The sequence below is a fragment of the bacterium genome, from assembly GCA_026414725.1.
Lineage (GTDB): Bacteria > Ratteibacteria > UBA8468 > B48-G9 > JAFGKM01 > JAAYXZ01.
In genome coordinates, this window is record JAOAIL010000010.1 from 1 (window position 1) to 18,097 (window position 18,097).

Annotated in this window: 17 protein-coding genes and 1 CRISPR repeat array; of the genes, 3 read left to right on the forward strand and 14 right to left on the reverse strand. The window is 32.8% G+C overall.

The genetic code is table 11. From position 1 onward, the window contains the following. The first annotated feature begins 58 nt into the window (after window positions 1-58). A CRISPR array of direct repeats spans window positions 59-466; the repeat unit is 37 nt; unit sequence GTCGCAATCCCCTATGAGCGGGTCATATTATTCTGAC. A gap of 184 nt (window positions 467-650) precedes the next feature. The 12 genes from cas2 to N3D17_04835 all read right to left on the reverse strand — a co-directional run bounded on the left by cas2 (window position 651) and on the right by N3D17_04835 (window position 13,535). Next, window positions 651-926 (reverse strand): CRISPR-associated endonuclease Cas2, encoded by a 276-nt coding sequence (gene cas2 / locus N3D17_04780; protein ID MCX8082691.1) that lies wholly within the window; start codon window positions 924-926, stop codon window positions 651-653. Continuing rightward, entirely contained in the window at window positions 926-1,912 is a 987-nt protein-coding gene (cas1, locus tag N3D17_04785; protein MCX8082692.1) for a CRISPR-associated endonuclease Cas1, read from the reverse strand. The genes cas2 and cas1 overlap by 1 nt, the downstream gene beginning before the upstream one ends. A 3-nt stretch (window positions 1,913-1,915) precedes the next feature. Further along, window positions 1,916-3,124 (reverse strand): TIGR02710 family CRISPR-associated CARF protein, encoded by a 1,209-nt coding sequence (locus N3D17_04790; protein ID MCX8082693.1) that lies wholly within the window; start codon window positions 3,122-3,124, stop codon window positions 1,916-1,918. 1 nt (window position 3,125) lies between these two features. Next, window positions 3,126-4,238, reverse strand: a complete 1,113-nt coding sequence (locus N3D17_04795) for a putative CRISPR-associated protein (protein MCX8082694.1) — start codon at window positions 4,236-4,238, stop codon at window positions 3,126-3,128. A gap of 100 nt (window positions 4,239-4,338) precedes the next feature. Continuing rightward, window positions 4,339-5,379, reverse strand: coding sequence for a type III-B CRISPR module RAMP protein Cmr6 (gene cmr6, locus N3D17_04800; GenBank protein ID MCX8082695.1), 1,041 nt, complete (start codon window positions 5,377-5,379; stop codon window positions 4,339-4,341). A gap of 12 nt (window positions 5,380-5,391) precedes the next feature. After that, window positions 5,392-5,754 (reverse strand): type III-B CRISPR module-associated protein Cmr5, encoded by a 363-nt coding sequence (gene cmr5, locus N3D17_04805; protein ID MCX8082696.1) that lies wholly within the window; start codon window positions 5,752-5,754, stop codon window positions 5,392-5,394. A 14-nt stretch (window positions 5,755-5,768) separates the two neighbouring features. Beyond that, entirely contained in the window at window positions 5,769-6,638 is an 870-nt protein-coding gene (cmr4, locus tag N3D17_04810; protein ID MCX8082697.1) for a type III-B CRISPR module RAMP protein Cmr4, read from the reverse strand. Further along, window positions 6,631-7,815, reverse strand: a complete 1,185-nt coding sequence (gene cmr3, locus N3D17_04815; GenBank protein MCX8082698.1) for a type III-B CRISPR module-associated protein Cmr3 — start codon at window positions 7,813-7,815, stop codon at window positions 6,631-6,633. The genes cmr4 and cmr3 overlap by 8 nt, the downstream gene beginning before the upstream one ends. Continuing rightward, entirely contained in the window at window positions 7,812-10,532 is a 2,721-nt protein-coding gene (cas10, locus tag N3D17_04820; GenBank protein ID MCX8082699.1) for a type III-B CRISPR-associated protein Cas10/Cmr2, read from the reverse strand. The genes cmr3 and cas10 overlap by 4 nt, the downstream gene beginning before the upstream one ends. After that, entirely contained in the window at window positions 10,529-11,590 is a 1,062-nt protein-coding gene (gene cmr1, locus N3D17_04825) for a type III-B CRISPR module RAMP protein Cmr1 (GenBank protein ID MCX8082700.1), read from the reverse strand. Before cmr1 ends, cas10 begins: the two co-directional genes overlap by 4 nt. Then, complete coding sequence (gene cas6, locus N3D17_04830) at window positions 11,568-12,557, reverse strand: CRISPR system precrRNA processing endoribonuclease RAMP protein Cas6 (GenBank protein ID MCX8082701.1); 990 nt, start codon at window positions 12,555-12,557, stop codon at window positions 11,568-11,570. The genes cmr1 and cas6 overlap by 23 nt, the downstream gene beginning before the upstream one ends. A 27-nt stretch (window positions 12,558-12,584) precedes the next feature. Then, on the reverse strand, window positions 12,585-13,535 hold the full coding sequence (locus N3D17_04835; GenBank protein ID MCX8082702.1) for a hypothetical protein: 951 nt from the start codon (window positions 13,533-13,535) through the stop codon (window positions 12,585-12,587). Between the two features lie 145 nt (window positions 13,536-13,680). Between N3D17_04835 and N3D17_04840 the strand changes: the two genes are divergently transcribed. Then, on the forward strand, window positions 13,681-14,520 hold the full coding sequence (locus N3D17_04840) for a deoxyribonuclease IV (GenBank protein MCX8082703.1): 840 nt from the start codon (window positions 13,681-13,683) through the stop codon (window positions 14,518-14,520). A gap of 12 nt (window positions 14,521-14,532) precedes the next feature. Here N3D17_04840 and N3D17_04845 read toward each other — a convergent pair whose 3' ends face one another. After that, window positions 14,533-15,855 carry an NCS2 family permease gene (locus tag N3D17_04845; GenBank protein MCX8082704.1) on the reverse strand — a complete coding sequence of 441 codons (1,323 nt, stop codon included), beginning with the start codon at window positions 15,853-15,855 and terminating at the stop codon, window positions 14,533-14,535. 302 nt (window positions 15,856-16,157) lie between these two features. On the opposite strand from N3D17_04845, the gene N3D17_04850 reads away from it, so the two are divergent. Together N3D17_04850 and N3D17_04855 are read left to right on the forward strand one after the other, a co-directional pair. Further along, window positions 16,158-16,946, forward strand: coding sequence for a hypothetical protein (locus tag N3D17_04850; protein MCX8082705.1), 789 nt, complete (start codon window positions 16,158-16,160; stop codon window positions 16,944-16,946). A 19-nt stretch (window positions 16,947-16,965) separates the two neighbouring features. Next, window positions 16,966-17,451, forward strand: coding sequence for a hypothetical protein (locus tag N3D17_04855; protein MCX8082706.1), 486 nt, complete (start codon window positions 16,966-16,968; stop codon window positions 17,449-17,451). Here N3D17_04855 and N3D17_04860 read toward each other — a convergent pair. After that, the gene (locus tag N3D17_04860) at window positions 17,448-18,086 is read right to left on the reverse strand and encodes a redox-sensing transcriptional repressor Rex (protein MCX8082707.1); all 639 of its coding nucleotides are present in this window, start codon (window positions 18,084-18,086) and stop codon (window positions 17,448-17,450) included. The two genes, N3D17_04855 and N3D17_04860, sit on opposite strands and share 4 nt — an antisense overlap. Window positions 18,087-18,097: the final 11 nt, after the last annotated feature.

Consider the following 18,097-nt stretch of genomic DNA (forward strand, 5'->3'; position numbering starts at 1 on the left):
AGCGGGTCATATTATTCTGACGTCCCGTCGGGAGTATATTGCATTTTTACACAAAAAGGTCGCAATCCCCTATGAGCGGGTCATATTATTCTGACACAAAAAGAATATAAGTTATGGGATTTTTCACGAGAGTCGCAATCCCCTATGAGCGGGTCATATTATTCTGACATAGAGAAATTAAATTTCAGTTCAATATATATATTTGGGTCGCAATCCCCTATGAGCGGGTCATATTATTCTGACAGTTTCGTGCATTTAAAGGAGCTTATGGCTGGTTGAGGTCGCAATCCCCTATGAGCGGGTCATATTATTCTGACTCAGTGCTATACCTGAAATTTGACCCGTCAGAAAGGGAGTCGCAATCCCCTATGAGCGGGTCATATTATTCTGACAATGAATAAAGGAAACTACTATAAAAAGAAGACAAAGGTCGCAATCCCCTATGAGCGGGTCATATTATTCTGACTGCGGCTTATCAAAGACCGCTTCTATCAAGGGGTTTAACCCCCTTTTCCGCAAATCCCCCTTTTTAAGGGTGTTTTTATATATACCATTTTTTTGTCAGTTTGTAAAATCCATTGTCTATCAAGGGTTTCGCTCTCCCGCAAAACCCCCCTACTTTTTGACCCAAAAGAGGTTTGCGGAAATTTTCATACTATATAAAAATCCATATCCTTTGTTATCTCTCCATTACCTGCTATATCTACCTTTTTAAGGCATATCTCGCACAATCTATAATATCTGATACTATCCTCTGCTTCATTTATAATATCTTTTGTTATTTCCTGAATCTCATCCAGTTGTTCTTCATCTATTATACATTCAAAAACAGAGTACTGAACACGAGTACCATAATTTTCAAGAAATTTTGATACTTTATTCCTTCTTTTATCATCCACTATGTCATAACTTATTATTACAAACATTATTTTATCTCAAAAGGGATATATGGTTCTTTTTTAATAAGCGTATTAGCAAATTTTTCTACCTGATAGTGGATAACCTCTCTATAGTTTATTGTTTTTTCATTATATACTATTACTGTTTGCATCCGTCTTTCATAGTTCATAAGATAGTTCTTTCTCGCTTTTTCATTAAGATAAAGTCCTTCTTCTTTCTCTTCAAACTCATCTGATTTTATGACTTCTTTATTTATTAATTCTAATACCAGACGGTCAATTAGTGGCTGTCTGAATTCTTCCATTAAGTCCAGTGCAAGTGCGGGTCTTCCATATTCATTGGAATGCAGAAACCCAAGATATGGGTCAAAACCTCTCGCTGATATAGAGGAGAACAGTTCATTGGTAAGTAATGCATATCCAAAACTTAAAAGTGAGTTAACAGGGTCTTTAGGGTGTCGTGGAATCCTTTCAGTAAAATTGAAATCTTTAAGTATCATCTTACCAAAACACTCAAAATAAACTGCAGATGCCCTGCCTTCAACTCCTAAGAGAGAAGATATTTTATTTTTTCTTGGGATTTCCTCCAGTAGTATATCTAATTCTTCTATATGTTTTACAAAATCAACTTCCGGATGATTACGGAAATATTTTAATAATATGGTCTTAGCATTTCTAATCTTACCTGTAATGATGGTCTTACTTATTTCCAACTTAAATTCCTCTGAGATATAATGATTATATTGGGCTATTCTTAAAGGGACATTCTTGGATTCTACAGGAACAAGCCGACCTAAAAATTTACCATAAAGTGTAAATAAAGATGTCTCTATCCCATTTTCTAACAGAAACTTCATTGCTTGAGTGGTTAACTGGATATTTCCAAAGATAAAAACTCTTTCTATCTTAAATTCTGGTATTTCAAGTAAAACATTATCATCCTTCTCAATGACAAACTTCTTACTCTCCTTCTTAAGTTTTGCCCCCTGCTCTATAAGGAACAATGTGGACATAACCTAAACTTCTATTAATTGCGGCAGTTGAATAAATATGGGCTGGATTTTTATTGATTTACAACACTCATCCATGATAAATTTTTTAAAAAAATTTTCTATTTCTATCCAATCTTTTTCAGAAACAGGTTCATCACCGTGCGCAAGTTTTGATTTATTTCTGACAGAAAGGACATTCAGCAATTCATTCTTAAAATTTTTATAAACTTCGCCAATAGGGTCTTGCAATTCCATAAGCAGTTCATATGCATCGGTAAGCCCAATAGGAATCTCTCCATTTTCTTTTCTTTTCTGTTCCCACCTTTCTTTGTTTTTAAGTTTCTCCACACTCTTTTCAAGGTGGGATGTATCTATATCATACTGTCTCTTTAATCTTATCTGCACAAACATTTCAATTGCTCTATATATTCTTGCTACTGCATTATCATAATAACCGTTATATGCCTGCCTCTCTGCATTACAATATAAGTCAAATACTTTTTCATATCCAGTATTTTTATCCTTTTCTGTAAGTTTTAATAATATCTCCCAATGCTCTGGAAACTTCATACAATAATTTTTGAATACATCATATGCTTTCTCATATTCAAATCTATCCCAGTAGTTAAATGCTTCACACAGATAACATTTTGCGTCTATTTTTCTGTGAATTTCACTATTTACTGCTATATTTGATAAAAATTCTCTAAGTAAAAGAGAGGCAGAGTAATAAAAGTATCTTTTTATGAATAAGTCAGCCATTTTGGAAATATGTTCTGCTCTCGGTAAATCTACTGGTATCAAAGAAGGGTGAGATATACCTTTAACCTTTTCTAAATCTTCCCTTGGTCCTGTTGTAAGAGATGGTGTTACATAAAAATCCAGAGTTGCAAGCATACAAAGGACAGAAGACATTGTCTTTGTACCGCCTGTAAAATCTGCAATTATATCTTTCCCTTTTGATTTTGCCTTATCAATAGTATCTTTTGTTTTTTGATATACCTCTTCAAAACTATCAGGGTCTGCAATTTCTACTTTTTCGTATAATCCTTTATAAGAACTTTGTTTGATGATACTTTCATTACATGTATCTACTAATGGAGATGATGATTTTTTTGGAGTTCCTGTAGAACAGATAAAATAGATATAATCTGTATCTTCTCCATGCGTTTTGATAAAAGAGACGATAGGTTGTATTGACCCACCTACTGTAATTATCAATATCTTTGACATATTAAGAAATTTTTATTAAATATTTTTCGTATGTAATAGAATGCTTCTTGTCTTTCTCCTTAGCTGCTTCAAATTCTCTCCTATATTCTTCCTTTTTAGATGCTTTAGCCCCGTATGCTATTGAGATTATATATATTTTGTCTTTTTCTTTGTATAATATTCTGCAGGTATGTTCACCATGCCCTGTATATTTAAAAATTTTATAACCTTCTTCTAAAAGTTCAATATCCGATGTATTTCTTTTTGCGAAATTATCTTTTAAAATTCTCTGGATAACTGGGTTATCATCAATTTTTATTTTTGACTCAGCCGTTATCCAGAAGATAATATAAGAATTTTTATATTCTTCCCATAATAATTTTCCTAAAGGTGTGAAATCACATAAATTTTCTTCAGTGTATATAATACTCTTGATAAAATAATTATCCTCATATCCAATTTTGTCTTTTATTTCATTCCACTGAACATCTTTCCTTCTTTCAAGTTCTATAAAGATATCATTATATTTATTAAATATCTCTTTATTAATAATTATAGGAACATTAGGAATTGATATCAGATTTTCTTCCTCTTCAAAAATATAATAAATTGGGACTTTTTTTATCTGGGCTATAATTGTTAAGTAGGGAATAGTGGCTTTATAACCACCTGTAATGTTTAATACTGGAACAGAAGATTGATAGAAATTAATGATATCTAATAATGTATCTACAAGATTGTAAAGACCTTCTTTTTGAAATATCTGTAAGGCCTTTACCTGTAAACCTTTAATCCTTTTAATGTCTGCTTCACTTGAGAATTTTTCTTTCATGTAATCCTTCAAAAACTCACTACATAATCTACATTCTGCAGTATCACTAACTAACAGATAATTTTTCGTATTTTCATCAACACGAAGTTTTGCTAAACTTTTTATTTCTGCAGGTAGTTTTTTTAAGTGCTCTGATACTTTTAAATTATACTTTGATAAATTTTCATATATTTCTCTTTTCTTTTTAGCCAGGTCTTCCCTGAAAGTATCAAAATATTCATAGGGTTTATCTTTGAAAGTATCCGTGTTAATACCTGCCTTTTCTATTGCAGATGTTCCCACAGTTGTAATTACACATTTCATTTTTGTATTCCTTTACGTCGTTCATACCACTTTCTTGCTTTTTCGTATTGTTGTTCTTTTTTTTAGAATATTCTTTACCCTGGCTCATTACATATTTCCTTTACTCTTCTTCTGTTTTGAGGGTTCCATCAGAATTTAGAAACTCATCTTTCAATTCGGTTTCACTTTTTAGATAAGCCGGTAGAGGTTGAACATTTTGTTTTTTATCCTCTAACAAATCTCCACTTTTCTCTTCAATGTTTAATATTTCAACCTCTTTGAAGTATCCATATCCAACAGCAGTTTTAGCACCTATACCTAAATTTTCCAGTGCTCCCTTGATTAATGTTTCAACATCCCTTTTCATTTCGTCGTTCTCTGTAATAAAAGGGAAAATAAATTTTGTGTCCTTTTTTACCGTTAGAAATTTTATAGGATTAGGAGAAAGCCAGTCAGCAGGTGGAGTAAGTTGTCCATTTTCTGTATCACCAGAATAATATGGTTGGTAGTGACAATTCATTACATCTATTTCTAACACAGGGAAGTTTTCAGGATATGCATCTAAAAATGTTACATTACCTTTATTCTTTTGATTTCCAAAGAGTTTTATGTAATTTTCATCTTGTTCAGATGCAAACTCTTCAATAGTCGCATATTTCTTCTTATTTTCATTCTCATCATTTTCTTTATATTCTCTTAATTTTTCTTCTAATTGTTCTCTATTTTGTTCTATGTAGTATGTACTCAACATACCTTTGACTGCAGTACCTGGTATATAAGGAACTCCTAAAATGTGGTGTAAAGTCATAGATGTTTCAAGAACACTATTTGTACCAAGTCCAACTACTAATCTCCAGTGGACCTTCCCGTATATCTGCGTTGCTTTTATCTGGGAAAGAAAGTATTTATATCTATTAACAAAATTCTTATAGAAGTTTTTACTTATAGAGGTAGATTTGGAATATGCCACTGCTCTATTTAAAACTTTGCTTTTGCCTTTTATTTGGTTTTTACTTCCTTCTTTTTCATATTCATATCTATTTTTATTTATTATCCAAAAATCTATATATTTATTAAGCAATAAACTTAGGTTTTCTATACCATTTATATTACTGGTCAGGATATTCTCTACATCTTTAGGTAAGATTATTCTTCCTTTCATAATTTGTTCTCCCTATGCTTTTGTTTCTAAATCTTCAAGTTCTGCTTCTGCAAATTTTCTAATCCATATTAAAAGTGAAAGAACTTCCTTTGTATATAAACGATACCTTGAACTATCACTATTTAAAATAGATTCTAAAATATCAGAAATTTTAAATTTTACTTTACACCACTCGTTGATATGTTCATATAACATTAAATGATGGTCTTTACCTTTTGCTTTAAGAAAAGCCAGAGATTGTCCCAATCCATTCTGTAAAATCATTGAAGCAAAACCCCTTGATAATGATTTATATTCTTTGTTGTTTTTATTCTTTACGTCCTGTATTTTAGTAAAAGCAAATTTAGCCCTTTCTTGTTCTATCGTCTTTAACATTTTCTATCCTCCTGTTATAACCAATTAATTCTGACAAATCCCTTTCCTACAGTTTCATTACCCCCTATTTGAATATAAGATGTCATTTCCGTTAATTTATCTACAATATTTTTCGCTTCAATAACCTGTTTTTTATCTCTTGTTTTAACTACAAAAAGAGAAAAGTAAAGTATTGTATCCATAGGGAGATACTCTTCTGACCATAAAGCACCTTCCTGAACTACTCCTGTGTTTTTGTCTATTCTTATTCTTGTAATAACCTCTGTTGACATCTCTACAAAGTCCCTGAAAACATCATCTGAAACAATACATATCTTCTTTTTGAGGGATTCTTTCAGATACTTATATTCATCCTCCTTAGGAACTATGGCTTCAATGATTGAATCAAAAGAAGATGGTTCAATATCCTGCTTATTAAATAGATATTCTTCAAGTACTACTTGATTACCTATACATATAGAATTATCCGAGACAATAATATGTTCATTCTCCACTGGTTCAACATCAGGAACCTGAATTGAATTTATACCTGCCATTGCGAGAGAACGTCTGAATTTTTCAAGAACATCTTTACAGGTAATCCATACATAAACATCCTTGAGGGATTTTACTGGATAAAAAAGCACTCTTGCATCACTGAAAGATACAGCAGATGCAAAATCACCACCTTCTTCTCCGCTTTTTTCAGGACCAAATATAGCATCAATATCGTCTCCTTTGTAATACTGTCTAAACACCCCTTTGATTTCTGACCCCTGAATTCTCGGATAGTTTGTGTATCTTTCCCGCTGGATTGGCTGGTCAATAATACCTACATCCTGTCCTACACCACAATGGATTGGACTTTCTGCAATCAAAAAACCGATTTTGTTTTGTTCAAACATTTATCCCTCCTATTAGTACTGTTCCAAATCCTGTTTTTTCGTTTTCATCAGAAAAATTATTGTTAAGAAAATAATCAAATATCTTATCTATTGCATCTTCAGAATTATCAGATAATTCAAAGTAATACACACTGCCAGATGGAACTACTTTCTTTATATGTTTTGGTTTCTGATTTGCAAGGTCCCAGCCAGATACAACCTCTGGTTTATTAAGGCATACTGAAATGAGTTTAATTTTAATTCCATATATTTCCAACTCAAAATTATCATTAAATCTCTCTGACAACCATCCTTTTTTGAATAAAGCAGGTGTAAGAAATATCAGTTTAAATTTCTTTGTATTTTGTACTATTTTTTTTATCTCATGAGTTATATCATAATAATACTTAAATGGGTTATCAGAAATTTCTTCATATTCACATACTCTATTTGCTCCTCCTAACTTTATAAATCCTCGTTTAGACAATAGAGAAAAATCTTTTACTTCAGCACACAGTGACCACTGGTCTTTATTACAATCCTTAAGTCGCACAAATCCCATAGTATAAAGCAATCCTTCTTCAGATACATTGGTTTCTCTGTTAATACCAAGTCCTGTGCGCATTTCATAATTGAATATCTCATCTGTACTCTTTATATCAGAAGTTTTAATAGAAACACCAAGAGAATATTCTGTGAAAGAAGAGATCGACATATAACCATTTATATCTTTTAGTCGTTTTTCTTTAATTGTATGGGGGAAAAAACATTCTAATTCCTTTAAATCTGTTGATATTCCATATCGTTTCCAGTCAAAAGGGGCTAATACACAAAGTTCATCGCTATCCTCTATTTTTTTAATATCAGATGGCACTCTTATAAAAACAGATTCACCGTTATGTAATAGAAATGGACCTTTTAGAGTAAAATCACCAAACTGGTTCGGAGTGCCTAATTCTTTTATTATTTTTTCTAATCCTGCTTTTTCAACCATTGCGGTATTGGAAAAACTGACATTGCCTGTTTTGTAAGTATCATAATCACAACCAAGTTTTTCAAGGACAGTAGTTCTCAATGCACCATATAGTGTCTGTGAGAAAGGTGGAAAAATTGATTTGGTAAAGTGTTCACTACCTCTACCAAATGGTTTTGAATCTCTGAAAAATAAAACATCAACCGGTTTAATATTGATAATCAATTTTTACCCCCTGATGATAAAAAACGTAAAACGAGAAAGAGATTTTCTATTGGCTCTTTACTTGTATTGTTGGATATAAGATTATTAAATTTTTGATACATCTTATTTATTAAAGAATTTTTTATTGCTATTTTTTCCTTCGCATCTTTTTTACTTTGAATAAGAATGTGTCTTGTCAATCCAAGTTTTAGTAAAGATTTTATTAAATCCTGACTCTCTCCAATCCTTCCAATATCGTTGAACATAGATTGGAAAAATGACATAGAAAGTCCATCACTATCTTGTTTTCCTGCAACATTTTCCAGGATGGTTTTTATCTCTTCTATAATCAAAGTATTCTCATTCTTCCATTTTGACCCATATTTTACAATATTACCTGAACGCTTTATTATTTTTATTACAAAAGCATCTCTTCCATAGATATCTTTTGCTTCTTTCTGAACACTCTGAACTGTCTTCAATGTATCTGTTAAATCGTGGTCTTTGTGGGCTATAACTATTCCTGCAGACATTGTTGCTTTATCTCCAAGCGTAGAATAGATCGTTTTATTTTTTCCTTCTCTTATTACAATATAACCATTTTTGTGGGCTAAAAATATATTGTTATCTTCGTTTATGTTGCCAGAAAATGTAAATCTTATTTTTTGCGCAACTTCAATGGCATATTCCACTGGAATAAAAGCAAGAACATCATCACCACCAGAGTATACCAGTTTACCAGGGTATTGATATTCAACAATATCTCTAACAAGTTTTAAAGAGAACTTGTTAAGTGCCCGGCTTATAAAAGAGTGAAGAGATGGAGATAAATTCCGCTTAAGATTTTGTGTATTTGGAGGGATTGATGATACAGCATCACTGTGAACTACTTCTTTCCATGAAGGAAAGTTCTCATGAGTTCCACTCAGCCATTTCCCCATATTATCTCCATCCATAGAGATAACTGCAAAATACTTGGAAGGTTTATCTCCAACATTTTTAATGATATGCTTGATTGAACCAATATCAGTTCCCCTGATTTGTTGAATAAAGTCCTTTTTCTCATTATACTTTATGCCATACTCAGATAAGTTTTTTTCAGTAAAACTTTCTTCAAAAAGCCATTGACCATCATAGCAAAGAAAATCTTTAATCGTATCATCATTAAGATTTAACTTCTTGATTTTATCTGAGATAAACCTTATAGAAAAACAGTTAAAAGTTTTTTGAATACCTATTTGTTTTAATAAATCTACATATTTTTTTACAGAACATGAGACATCAGGACTATTCCATTTTTCAATGACAGCAATTTTAAACGGAAGGGTGGCAATTGTTGCTGTAGAAGGGAAAGAAACTTCTTGATTATTAAATATCTCTTTAAAATATAGTTCACCTGCCATCCTTTTTATAAAACAAATTGCACAGAGTTTCTCTTTCCCATCAATATTTATCTTGAAATCACTCACTTTTGCAATTTCTTTCCAGAATTCTGTGGGATTTCCTTTGTTAACAAGAATTTCTCTTTCGCCACAGAGGGAACATTTATTAAGTTGTCTTGGTGAATTCGTTAATTGATTAAAAGTTCTGATATTTTTACGAGAGTTAAAAGCAGTATCTATTATTTTATAAAGGTGCTGCCAGAAATTTCCTATATTGGAATATTCTGTTTCTATCGTAGCTTTTGTTTCTTCTCCAAAGATGTCTTTATAGTTCTGCTGCAAGGTATCTATAGCAGGCAATTTATAAATTACATAATAGGTTTCAAAGAAATTTTCTATTTGACTAGACCAGATTTTTTCAACTTCACTATCAGAAAATTTATCTCTAAATGTTTCAGAATCTTTAATTTTCTTTGCTATTTCATAAAAAGATGTTTTTATTGTTTCTTGCATTGATTTTGCTATTGTTTCTGCTTGGTTATGAGGAAGTATAGCAAATATTATATTAGATAAAGAAGGTATAGAAATATTTCTCATAAAGTTATCATTGGCAATTTTTATTTCATATGTATTTTTCAAAAATCTATCAATTAGAGGTTGGTTTTTTATATTAGGTAATATTATATGTTCTGGTCCTGCATTATCTATTATAACTTCAATGGCTTTTGATGTAAGATATGAGATAATGTAACTACCCATCCAGTAGTCCTCAGTTCTTTTAGAAGTAAGGATAAAACTCTGAACAGGCCCAAAAGAGAATTTTAAAAAAGCAGGTTCTGGTAAAGAACCTGTAATAGCTACAGAAAGCCAATTATGGTCCAATATAGAATGGTCAGGAATTCTTGTATCAGCAGGTAATAAATTCCACAGATTTCCTAATTTAAATTTTTCTATTTCTAAATCTGTAAATATATCCGGGATATTCCGCCAGAGGTTAATTAAAAATGTTTTATCATTTTTAGAATTATTTTTGAGATTTACGATAGATTCAGATATAACTCTTTCTAATTCCTGATATTCAGGAGAAATATATCCATATTTAGATATCTCTAATCTTTCACTACCGAGTGGATGTGTTAGTTCTGGTTTTTTATTGAAATCTATTGTAATATTCTGTGTAAACCTGATTCTATCAGCAGCAGCCGAAATTCTATCACTCTCTTCAATTTCGTCTGTAAATAATTTTTCTTCTGGTTTTACAAGATTATAATATTCTTCTGCTTTTTCTTTATGTCTATAGATATTGAATGGTTTATCAATAGGGTCATGGAAAAACGCTCTTAGTTTGTTATTCATATCAATGTCTCCATTTTTTTACTCAAATAGTTATTAAAATTCTCACATATTTGTTCAAATTCTTTATTTTTCTGAATCCAGTCAGATAATTTCTTACCGTCACGGTCTTCTGTCATAGAAGCACAATAGTTTGATGGTAAAAATAATATATAAGCGGAGAATTTATTATCATCTTCCTTTATTACTTTTAAAAAATATGGCTTCGCATGTCTTTCTAAAAATGATTTAAACCCTCCATTTGGGTTATTACGTGTTGGGGTATTAAGTGGCGCTCCGATATATTGCCTTTTCATATATATGTGACTGCCTTCTAAATTCAATCTTGCCTCTCTATAAATTTTCCCTATTTCAGCAAGAGATTTATCCCAAGAGTCAAATATATTTTTTGCTTTGAACAGTCTTAATCCATTAGCAAAGGATAAATAATCAGTAGTATTTCTATTATTTATCATCTTATTTAAAATATCCTTTGTTGGTATAACATTTTTGATATATTCTTCTCCTATAGGCTTAAAAATTTCTCTATTTAACACTCTAAAACTCCCAAATCCATTTCTTGATTTTGCTCCAAGTCCACCAAAAGCATTGAGATAATAAAGAGATTTTAAAACATCTTTAAATTTATCAATGTTATTATAGAGGAATAAAATGATAAATCTTGTATTTGGAACAAAGTATTCAGAGATAACTTCATTACGTCGTATATTTTTATTGTATTCACAGCAACCATATGATAAATATTCAAGGATATTTATTTTAAAAGATTTCTTCCCAGATTTGACATCTATAAGGTGGCTCGGTAAAGAATTTTTAGAAGGATTAATAGAATCATATAGCAGTTTTATTGAAAAACTTGATTTTCCAGCATCACTGCTTCCAAAAATTTTATCTTCTTTTTCTTTCAATTGTTGAAGATTATCTGAATTGTTTATCGCACGCCACCAGAATCTCAACAGACCTTTAATTGATGGTGCTCTTAATTCAGCTGTCCTACCATCTGCACCTCCAAGAAACATAGGAGTTATTACTTCAACTTCACATTTCAATGTTTTCCACATTATCTCTTCTCCTTAGATTTTCTATCCTGTACTTTCCCAAGCCGAAGGTGGTGTTTTTGCCGGTATGGAGATAGGAACCGAGAATAATGAGAGGCAGGAAATCATCTATATTCCCTTTGTATGTTATCTCTCCCACAATTCCTCCAAGTTTCATTGTGGTTTTCTGACGGGTTGAATATCTTTCAAATTCAACCCATCTTGTTTCACATACTTCTATTCTAATATCTTCTGATTTTTTAATCAAGTCATTCCAGTGATATTCAATTTTTTTATCACACCAGTGTTCTGAAAGGAAAGTTATCCGATGGATTAAACTCCTTACAAGATAATGAAACTCAATTATAGAGACGAATTTTCCGTTATATTTTATTCTTGTTGGGGTTATAAACTTTAGAGTAAGTTTTGTAGTGGGTTCAGTCCCTATCTCTTTTACCCTTCCAATATCTGGTTTTGTCAGAGAACCTTCTTCTGCATTATATATTTCCTTTTCTTCAGGATATTGTTGTAAAACTGATTCTATTGTGAAATTTTTTCTCTGATATCCAAAACCGGTTTCTCCGAGGGTTTGTATGGAAACAAAAAAATAAGGAAGATATTTTATTGAATTCCCGATAAGTGTAAGTTGTAAAGGCAGGATATCATTTTTGTTATAGATATTCTTCCTATAAGTTTCAATATCTAAAATGTAAGGTCTTGGTATATCCAGTGTTTTGAGAGTGGCATTTGAGTTTTGTATTTTGCTTTCAAAGAGTAGAGAGTAAGCACATTCACCTGATAATATACAGTCAACACAGGTTGATTTATTTTTAAAAATACAGGTCGCTTTTTTAAAGGCATATCCAAAGCCACCTCTTATTGTACTTCCATAAAATTTATTTAATATAATTTCTTCATCAGGTCTTATTCTGAAAAGGAATATGGAGAATGGTATCTGCTGGAGCTGTTGCATAAGAGATGAAGATTTCATAGTTTCTTTATATCATAAAATAGAAATTCAGGCAAGATAATTTTTAAAGTATTTTAGAGTATGGTAAAGAATAGTTTTGTGAAAAAATGTGGAAGTGATGTGGGTGGAGGGAAGCCATACTATCGGAGGTCTTCCGAGTGCTTCCCACAGTTGGATTGTTGCTCTCACAGGAACGATAAGGTCAAATCTACCGTTAATCATAAGGACATTCCTCGGTTGGTTTAGATGTGCATATGTTAAAGGGTCTATTAAAAACCATTCTCTCGGACAGCAAATATCTTCTATTTCCTCAGGCATATTTACTCTTCTTACTTCTTTCAGGTATTCAATATAGTCCTTCGTCATATTTCTATAATCTCTGATACGGAGTCCTTTAATCATTTCACCCACAACGATGGGAAGTGTTGCAATACCTCTGGTGAATATGTAGTGAAGATTACCTCCTCCTAATATAGATACGCCTGCTTTAATACGTTTATCAATCCCCATTACGGTGTTAAGAATGATAGCTCCTAAACTTATTCCAACCATACCTATCTGTCCTTTAATTATTTTTTCTCCATCTTCCAGCCAGTCGCAGAGTGCCATAATATCTATTACTGCCTGACGATATGCATTTACAGACCGGTTTACATCAGTAGTAATAAATAAAGAGCCGCTTTTGTATCTTTTGTGTGCTCTGTTCATATGATAAGGAAGGTGTAAAAGGTATGCACCAAATCCTCTTTTTGCCAGTTCTCTGGCAAACCATTCAGTAGCACCATTTTTGTTTTCCATCCAACTATGTATAAGAACAATGGGAATCCATTTCTCCATATTTAAGGGCTCAAATACATCAACATATACAGTGTCATTGAAAGGATATCCTGAAGTAAAACCAGAAGGGAAAGAAAGCATGCCTTTATTGTAAAGGGCGCTTCTTTCTGTGATAACATAATGGAACCCAGTTATCTTTGCATATTGATAGAACTTTATCATAAAAGTATTTCTCCTACTTCTTAATTATCTATTCTATAAAGAGAATGTCAAGAAAATTCTTTTACCCCTATTCTCTCCCCCAGTTGAGTGAGAAAGAAAAGGGGAAATTAACTTGACTGGTGTATAATAGTTATAAGGAGAAATAATGAAGATAGGCGCACATATATGGATAGGTAAGGGACTGGGAAGTGTTGTTGAGACCGCTGATTTTTTGAGTTGTGATTGCTTCCAGATGTTTCTTCAAAATCCCCGTTCATGGAAAAGGAAGGAAAGAGAAAATACAGAAGTTATGAAGTTCAGAGAAGGAGTTAGAAAGCATAATATTGCTCCCGTAGTAGTTCATATGCCGTATATAATGAATCTATCTTCCCCTGATAGAGAAATTTTGTATAAGTCCAGAATGTTATTTGAATATGAAATGGCAGAAGCAGAAAAACTGGGTGCTGACTATTATGTTATACATCCAGGCAGTCATAAAGGAGAAGGGATTAAAACAGGTATTAAAAACCTTGCGGAAAGTATTAAATCGTTTGTTGTAAAAAAACCAAAGATACTTGTTGAAAATACTGCAGGACAGGGTAATACAATAGGTGGAAGGTGGGAGGACTTTGTTTATCTTTTTGAAAGATTTGGAGATAGCATTGGAATATGTTTTGATACCGCACATGCTTTCCAGTCAGGGTATGATATAAGAGATGAAGAGAAACTTTTAGAGATGCTGAAAATAATAGATGCGAAACTTATACGTAAAGGAATTCTTATAGTCCATTCCAATGATTCTTTTTCTCCTCTGGCTTCACATCTTGATAGACACCAGCATATCGGGAAGGGGCATCTCGGAATAAAAACATTTGAGATACTTATAAAAAATGGTTATATCGGAACACTACCATTTATAATTGAAACACCAAAGCTGGATATATCTGCGGATGAAAAAAATCTTGATATATTGAGAAAAATTGGTAGAAAATATCAACGTTATTAGGCATCCAGGGTTTTACCTTATAAGAACAGCATATTTGAATATGAAAAGTACTGCTATTACAATCAATATCCAGTTAAGTTCTCTGTATCTTCCCGAAGTAAGTTTGAAAATAACATAGGATATAAATCCCATAGCCATTCCATCTCCGATATTATATGTAAGAGGGATACCTAATAGAGTAAGGAAGGCGGGGATACTTTCTGTATGGTCTTCCCATTTTATCTTTTTAACAGTACCCATTATTAAACTTCCTATTATGATGAGTGCAGGTGCAGTTACAGGGTAAAGTGTTATTCCTCCTTCTCCGGGGATACCTGTTCCTACCATTCGGACAAAAGGATAGAAAAATAAAGCAAGTAGGAAACAGATAGCAGTTATCACTGATGCAAAACCGGTCTTTCCACCGGATGAGACACCCGCAGCACTTTCAATATAACTTGTTACAGTGGATGTTCCTAACATTGCACCTGCAACAGTTCCTACTGCGTCTGAGAATAAGATTCTTTCTGCTCTCGGTAGTTTACCGTCTTTCATAAATCCTCCTGCTTGTCCTATTCCTATGACGGTTCCCACTGTGTCAAACACATCCATAAAGAGAAATACAAATATTACAGTAAATATTCCATATCTTATTGCACCTACTACATCCATCTTCATAAATGTAGGAGAGATGGAAGGTATTTTTCCTGCAATACCCTGATATTCTACTAAACCCATGGCAAGTCCAATAAGCCCTGTAATGACCATACCTAAAAGGATTCCACCTTTTATCTTTCTGGCAATTAAAATTCCTGTGATGAAAAGTCCTATAACGGAAAGTAAGACCTCCTTTTGGTGGAAGTTTCCCAGTGAGACGACCAGTCCACTTTTTTTAATAATACCTGCCTGTAGAAAACCTATAAATGCAATAAAGAATCCTATACCTGCTGCTATTCCATACTGAAGTGTTTCTGGTATCGCGTTTATAAGTTTTTCACGCACCCGCCATAGTGAAAGGACTATAAATATAACTCCGGAAATAAAAACTGCTCCAAGAGCGGACTGCCAGGCAATACCCATACCGAGCACAACCGTGAATGTGAAATAGAAGTTCTGTCCCATACCCGGCGCAAGTGCGATGGGATAGTTAGCATAAATTCCCATCAGTAGGGTTGCTATGGCTGATGAGAGACAGGTGGCAACCATAACTGAACCAAAATCCATTCCTGCCTGAGATAAAACCGCTGGCTGGACAACTATAATATAAGCCATTGCCATAAATGTTACAATGCCTGCTAATACCTCTGTTTTTAGGTCGCTTCCATATTCCTTAAATTTGAAGAATTTTGCTATCATTATCCACCCCATCTTATTTTTTTGATTTTATAATTTTAAAAAATAAGTAGCAAATAATTCTTTCTTATTTCTCTTTTTCTGTGAAAGAGGAAACAGCATAGGTTTCACCCTCACTCTGTCTTGCCCTGACGGGCTTCGGGCACCCTCCTCACCATCTCGGCGGGCGTGCTATACGCTGCTCCTTACCTGTCGCACCAGCACCCCTCTCCCCTAAAGGGAGAGGGAATTATCTATCCTATCCGTACGTGAACTTGACAGGACATAAAACTAAAAATTACAATATAGAAAAAAAGGAGATGAAAATGTTTAAAAAATCAGGAATATTTTTCAGTATAATTTTCTTATTTTTCTCTTCTCTCCTGCTTTCTGCCCCATCTTCTCAGAAAACTACAAAGTTTGAATATAGAATACAAGGTGAGGATGTGTTTTTTACGACAGAAGGCAACATCTTTCTCGTCCAACCAGTAAGTATTATATGTAAAGATAATATGCTCTATTTCGCTGCACAGGATATTACTGCAAAACGGGACCTTATAGTAAGTAAAACAAAAGAAGTTAAGAATATTATAGACCAGGAGGATAGAAAAGTTGTAAAAGTCACATATCTACTCGCAGATGCCAATAATAATGCTATATATAAGGACTATGAACTTGTATTATTCTTGGAAATTCTTAAAGGATATCCGTTCCTTGCTATATCTTCAAAGTTTACATATACAGGAAATGGAGTCAATGAGTGTGCTATCAACTGGGCACTTGATTCTATATATGAACCATTTAAATATTACACAATCCCTGGAAAGACAAAAGAAGAGACATATAAACTTGTTAAGACAAAAAAAACAAAGATAGGACAGGCAAACTGGATATTTGCTAATATAGGAGACGGAACAGGAGGAGGACTTATAGCACCTGCTGCTATACTCGGTAGAGGAGAGGACTTTATATTTCTTAATAGTGTTCCACCGAAAAAGAAATTGAGAAAAGGAGAATCAATTGATTTATTTATGATTTTCCTTCCTATTAATAAAAACTATAAAATTCTCGGAGAAATCTTTGAAAAGATAAAAAATAGAAAATGGGAATATTAATATAACAAAGGAGGAATCAATGGCACTGAATGAAGATGAAAGAAAAAGGATTGAGGAGGAAGAAGAAATACGGACAAAAATCCGTCTTAAATATGAACAGAAATCATCAGGAATTGCTGGAGTTCTATCAAGTGTATGTCCCGGACTTGGACAGATTTATAATGGACAGGTTGGTAAAGCAACATTATGTATAGTAGTTGTGCTAATAGGTATTCTATTGTTAAGTGCTGGAATTTATTTTCAGATTAAAGGTATGCCTGTAAAAGGACAGCCCGTAGCAGTTATGGAACAATCAGAACAGGTTGAGATGAGTGAAGAAGGGGTTATTGTAGAAGAGAAATCGGAAGAGGTAAAAGGAATTACTCCTTCCGAACAAAAAGGGGAGAAAAAACCAGCAACACCGGTAGTTCTTATTGTTGTAGGAACTATAGGAACTCTCCTGGGATGGAATTATTCTGTAAAGGATGCTATAAGGTCGGCTAAAAAAATAAATACTTCTTATTAAGAAGTTTCTTTCATTCTGTATATAATACTACCGATTTCAGAAGCCATATCCACATTTGCTATATTTATATCCTCAGGAAGAAAAAGAACTACAGGAGCAAAATTAAGTATACTCTTTATCCCTGCTTCTATAAGGATATTAGATACATTCTGGGCTATCTCTGCAGGAACACACAGAATAGCAATTTTTACCTCATTTTTAACAATAAATTTTTTTATCTCTTCTATATTATATATCTTTATTCCTTTAATTGTTTGTCCTATTTTTTTAGCATCATTGTCAAAAGCACCTATAATCTCAACATTAATATCTAAAAAACCAGGATACTGAATAAGTGCAGTCCCTAATCTTCCTGCGCCTATTACTACTGCCTTAACTTTCTTATCCAGTCCGAGTAGTTCTTTAAGTGTCTTTATGAGTGTTTCAACATTATAACCAACCCCTCTTTTACCAAATTCTCCGAAAAAAGAAAGGTCTTTTCTAAACTGGGCAGGTGGTATATTTAACAAGGATGTTATATCTCTGGATGAAATTATCTTAATCCCTTTTTGCTTCTCCCTTTCAAGGTAACGAAGATATGTTATTGTCCTTTTTACTGTTTCTACTGGTATATTATGTTTCCTCGCTTTTTCCATTAAGTTAATGT